This is a genomic window from Kitasatospora sp. NPDC004531 (genome assembly GCF_053602195.1).
Window position 1 is genome coordinate 1 of the sequence record NZ_JBSGDD010000186.1, and the last position, 3,732, is coordinate 3,732.

At 74.2% G+C, this 3,732-nt stretch carries 6 protein-coding genes; 2 read left to right on the plus strand and 4 right to left on the minus strand.

Features of this window, described 5'->3' with window-relative positions; all coding sequences use genetic code 11:
- The 3 genes from ACWEMJ_RS33835 to ACWEMJ_RS33845 form a co-directional block, all read right to left on the minus strand.
- Window positions 1-393 (minus strand): transglycosylase family protein (locus ACWEMJ_RS33835; RefSeq protein WP_452140976.1); only part of this gene is annotated, 393 nt, incomplete at its 3' end.
- 497 nt (window positions 394-890) lie between these two features.
- Window positions 891-1,658: a type I methionyl aminopeptidase gene (map, locus tag ACWEMJ_RS33840; RefSeq protein ID WP_452140977.1), complete on the minus strand. Its 768-nt coding sequence runs from the start codon at window positions 1,656-1,658 to the stop codon at window positions 891-893.
- A 99-nt stretch (window positions 1,659-1,757) separates the two neighbouring features.
- The gene (locus ACWEMJ_RS33845; RefSeq protein WP_452140978.1) at window positions 1,758-2,333 is read right to left on the minus strand and encodes a TetR/AcrR family transcriptional regulator; all 576 of its coding nucleotides are present in this window, start codon (window positions 2,331-2,333) and stop codon (window positions 1,758-1,760) included.
- A gap of 113 nt (window positions 2,334-2,446) precedes the next feature.
- Between ACWEMJ_RS33845 and ACWEMJ_RS33850 the strand changes: the two genes are divergently transcribed.
- Together ACWEMJ_RS33850 and ACWEMJ_RS33855 are read left to right on the plus strand one after the other, a co-directional pair.
- Entirely contained in the window at window positions 2,447-2,902 is a 456-nt protein-coding gene (locus tag ACWEMJ_RS33850) for a nuclear transport factor 2 family protein (protein WP_452140979.1), read from the plus strand.
- Window positions 2,903-2,951: 49 nt separating this feature from the next.
- The gene (locus ACWEMJ_RS33855) at window positions 2,952-3,224 is read left to right on the plus strand and encodes a helix-turn-helix domain-containing protein (protein ID WP_452140980.1); all 273 of its coding nucleotides are present in this window, start codon (window positions 2,952-2,954) and stop codon (window positions 3,222-3,224) included.
- A gap of 4 nt (window positions 3,225-3,228) precedes the next feature.
- Here the strand turns inward: ACWEMJ_RS33855 and ACWEMJ_RS33860 are convergent.
- Window positions 3,229-3,732, minus strand: a 504-nt coding sequence (locus ACWEMJ_RS33860; protein WP_452140981.1) for an aminoglycoside phosphotransferase family protein, incomplete at its 5' end; no start/stop codon positions are given.

Genomic DNA, 3,732 nt, shown 5'->3' on the forward strand with positions numbered 1-3,732 from the left:
GACGGAGCACACCGGCCAGGCGCCGGGGCCCTGGGAGGCGAGCACCTTCTCGGCGACGGCGATCTGCTGCGCCTTGGTGGCCAGGTTGGCCTGCGGGGCGTAGGCGGTGCCACCGAACGCGGCCCAGGTGGAGGAGGTGAACTGCAGGCCGCCGTAGAAGCCGTTGCCGCTGTCGATGGACCAGTTGCCGGTCGACTCGCACTGGGCGACCTTGTCCCAGGTGGACACGTCGGCAGCGGACGCCGAGGTCGCCGTGACGAGTCCGGCCACCGGCAGGACGGCCATCGCGGAGCCGGCCACGATGGCGGCACGGACGCGGTTGCGGCTGCGGTTGCCCTCGGTGGCGGTGGTGGTGGCGGTCTTGGCGGCGGCGGTCTCGTTACGGAAGATCATGCGATTCCTTTCGGCTGCCCCGGGCAGGCAAGGCGGAACCAGGGCCCCTCGGGGCCTGCTGTCTCGCGCTTGTGGATCGGACGGGGCCGTCGCTTGCCGACGTGCTCTCCGTCGCGGTCACCCTGCCCGTGCGGTGCGGCTCGGTGGCCGCTCCGGGGCGTTGGTGTCGGGTGATCCCGGGTAGTGCGCCCTGCACTGGTTACGAAGCTACGGGCGTTTCGGCCGATGTCCAAGCATTCGAAGGTCTGTGCAGGTCAGAGCCGCATTACCGGCGGTAATTCGGGGTTTTCCGGCGGCCGGCGCCGCGACTTCCCGGGCCCGGCCCGCGCGGCGTGTGACCGGCCTCACCGGGTTTCGGGCTCCTCCGCCGCGAAAACCCGCACGCTCCGTGTCGGCCGTTCACTCAGCGCCGACGGGGCCGCCTTCCGGCTATGGGCCGGGCCACAGCCGTGACGGCCGGTCGACGCCGCGCTCACCCAGCGTGCCGAACCGCCGCCTCAGGACAGCGCGGTGAGCACCCGCGGCCCGTCCTCGGTGATCGCCACGGTGTGCTCGGAGTGCGCGCCGCGCGAGCCGTCGGCCGAACGCAGCGTCCAGCCGTCGGGGTCCGTCCGCAGCTTCGCCGTGCCCGTGCACCACCACGGCTCCAGCGCCAGCGTCAGGCCGGGGCGCAGCTCCAGGCCGCGGCCGGGGCGGCCGTCGTTGGCGATGTGCGGGTCCTCGTGCATGGTGCGGCCGAGGCCGTGGCCGCCGAAGTCGGTGTTGATCCGGTAGCCGGCCGCGTGGCCGACCTTCGCGATGGCCGCCGAGAGGTCGCCGGTGCGGTTGCCGGGCACGGCGGCGGCGATGGCCGCGTCCAGCGCGGCGCGGGTGGAGTCGATCAGCCGGACGTCCTGCTCGGCGGCCGTGCCCGCGACGACGGTGACGGCGGAGTCGGCGACCCAGCCGTCGATGGACACCGCGAAGTCCAGGCTGAGCACGTCGCCGTCGCGCAGCACGTAGGGGTGCGGCTGCCCGTGCAGCACCGCGTCGTTCACGGACAGGCAGATCACGTTGCGGAACGGCCCGCGGCCGAAGGACGGCGCGTAGTCCCAGTAGCAGGAGACCGCGCCGCGCCTGTCGACCAGCTTCCGGGCCCGGTGCTCCAGGTCCATCACCTCGCGGCCGGGCTCGACCAGGGCCGACAGCTCGGCCAGCGTCTCGGCCACGAACCGGCCGGTGACGGCCATCTTCTCGATCGCCTGCGGGGTCTTGTACTCGATCACGACACGGCTCCCTGCACTGCGGCGGCAGCCGCGCGCTCGTTGCGACAGCCGGTATTTGAATACCGGCGGGACGGGGACACCCTAGCAGCCGGACGGTATTTAAATACCGCTCCGGGCATCCAGCATCGCCTCGACGGCGGCCCGCGCCCGCCGGGCCGGATCCGGGCCGCCGGTGATCGCGGCGGTGACGATGGCGCCCTCGGCGAGCAGTTGGACGGGCGCAACGTCGGCGAGCCCGGCGGCCCGCGACCACTGGGCGAGGTGCCGGTGGAAGGCGTCCTTGTGCGCGCGGACCTCGGCCAGCACGGCCGGCGAGGCGGGGCCCAGTTCGCCGAAGGCGTTGATCCACGCGCAGCCCCGGAAGCCCGGCTCGGCGCACCAGCCGGCCAGCCAGTCGAACGCGGCCAGCAGCCGCTCCCGGGGGTCGGCGTGCGCCTCGGCGGCGGCGGTCAGCCGGCCGCGCCAGCGCGTGTCCCGGCGGCGCAGCACGGCGACCACCAGGTCGTCCTTGGTGGGGTGGAGCCGGTAGATGCGCTTGAGCGGCAGCCCCGAGGCGGAGCGGACCTCGTCCATGCCGACGGCGCGGATGCCCTTCTCGTAGAACAGCGCTTCGGCGGCGTCGAGCAGTCTCTCGTGGTCCTGCCGGGTCTGTTCCTCGCTCAGCGGGGCGGGCATCTGCGCACTCCTGGAAGGGGATTGACGTGGAGAACGGTCGTTCCCTAGCGTAGCGTCCACGACAGGTCGAGAACGCCCGTTCTCAACCGCTTCCCGATCCCGAGGGGGCCGCCATGGCCGAGGACCGCCCGCCCTACCCGCCGTTCACCCGCGACAGCGCGCTCGCCAAGGTGCGGGCCGCCGAGGACGCCTGGAACAGCCGCGACCCCGAGCGCGTCGCCCTCGCCTACACACCCGACTCGACCTGGCGCAACCGCGACACTTTCGTCACCGGCCGCGCCGGGATCGTCGCCTTCCTCACCGCCAAGTGGGCCCGCGAACACCAGTACGCGCTGCGCAAGAACCTGTGGGCCTTCGACGGCGACCGGATCGCCGTCCGCTTCCAGTACGAGTGGCACGACGACACGGGCCAGTGGTGGCGCAGCTACGGCAACGAGCTGTGGGAGTTCGACCCGAACGGCCTGATGCGGCGGCGCGAGGCGTCCATCGACGACGTGCCGATCACCGGTGCCGACCGCCGCATCCTCGGGCCCCGGCAGGACGGCGAACCCGACCTGCCGCTGCACTGAGTGCCCGCGCGGGGAGACGGCGGGCCGCCGCGTTCAGTAGCGTGGCGGCATGGTGCGAGTCCCCCTCACCCCCGAGCAGATCGAGGCCGGCCGGCGCCTGGGCGCGCTGTTCCGCGAAACCAGGGCCGGCCGCGACCCCGTCGCCGTCGCCCAGAGCGCCGGCATCTCCCCCGAGACGCTGCGCAAGATCGAGATGGGCCGCCTCCCCAGCCCCGGCTTCGGCACCGTCGTCGGCCTCTGCGCCGCCCTCGACGTCCCCCTCGACGACGCCGCCCAGGTCTGGCTCGGCGTCGTCGCCGACCTCCCCCGCGCCGCGGGCTGAGAGCTCAGCGCCGACCGCCGAGCGACTGCGCGATGCGGTCGGTGGCTTCGACCAGCCGCGGCGGGTCGCCGTGCTCGCGCCCCCAGTGGGCGGCGCTGACCGCGCGGGCCTGGGCCCAGCGGCGGACGCGCTCCGGGTCGAGCTCGGCGGCCTCCGCGTAGATCGCCAGGCGGCGCAGCACGGCGCGGCGCAGGTCGGCTGCGGCGAGCAGGTCGTCGAACCGGCTGCGGAGCAGGGTGATCGAGTCGTACGCGGGGTCGCCGGCCCAGCCCTTGGGGTCGATGGCCAGCCAGGGTTCGCGTTCGGCCGCCAGGACGTTGCCGAAGTGCAGGTCGCCGTGGACGAGGGTGTCGGGCTGCTCGGGACCGAGTTCGCGGACGGTGGCGATCGCGCTGTCGACCACCTGGCGCGGCAGCGGCCGGGGCAGCCGGTCGGCGTCGCGGCGCAGCTCGGCCGCCCAGCCGGCGGCGCGGTCGCCCAGCCGGGGCAGGGCGGGCGGCGCGCCGGC

Coding starts and splice junctions, on each gene's coding strand:
- ACWEMJ_RS33845 (WP_452140978.1), bottom strand. CDS start 2,333: ATGCCCGCCCCGCTGAGCGAGGAACAGACCCGGCAGGACCACGAGAGA.
- ACWEMJ_RS33850 (WP_452140979.1), top strand. CDS start 2,447: ATGGCCGAGGACCGCCCGCCCTACCCGCCGTTCACCCGCGACAGCGCG.
- ACWEMJ_RS33855 (WP_452140980.1), top strand. CDS start 2,952: ATGGTGCGAGTCCCCCTCACCCCCGAGCAGATCGAGGCCGGCCGGCGC.